Raw genomic sequence first — 293 nt, 5'->3', positions numbered from 1 at the left:
AATATGCGATCCATTTTGTCTAAAGTTGAGCTTTCTCATGACTAGACAAAAAAACCCTGATGAAACTACCTTGCTGATAAAGCTACCACCAGAACTAAAAGCTTCGTTTCAGGGACTTTGTAAGTTTAGAGACGTCTCTGTTAGTGCTGAACTCCGTAGATTTATGGCTGATGAGGTTTCAAAGACTGCAACTGGAATGACTACAGCAGACAAGCCAAAAAAGCCGTCACATGCTCGTCTAGACACTGTTAGGACAGTCAAAGCCGTATCATCAAGAAAATCATTTAAGGACG

The 293-nt window shown here is 41.0% G+C and carries 1 protein-coding gene; it reads left to right on the top strand.

Features of this window, described 5'->3' with window-relative positions:
• Nucleotides 1–37: 37 nt before the first annotated feature.
• Nucleotides 38–293: hypothetical protein (locus SB749_RS19190; RefSeq protein ID WP_410711704.1), on the top strand; the 256-nt coding region annotated here is incomplete at its 3' end.

The organism is Brevibacterium sp. SIMBA_078 (assembly GCF_046534565.1).
In the GTDB taxonomy this organism is placed as follows: Bacteria; Actinomycetota; Actinomycetes; order Actinomycetales; family Brevibacteriaceae; genus Brevibacterium.
This window is presented reverse-complemented; position numbering and strand designations above follow the sequence as displayed.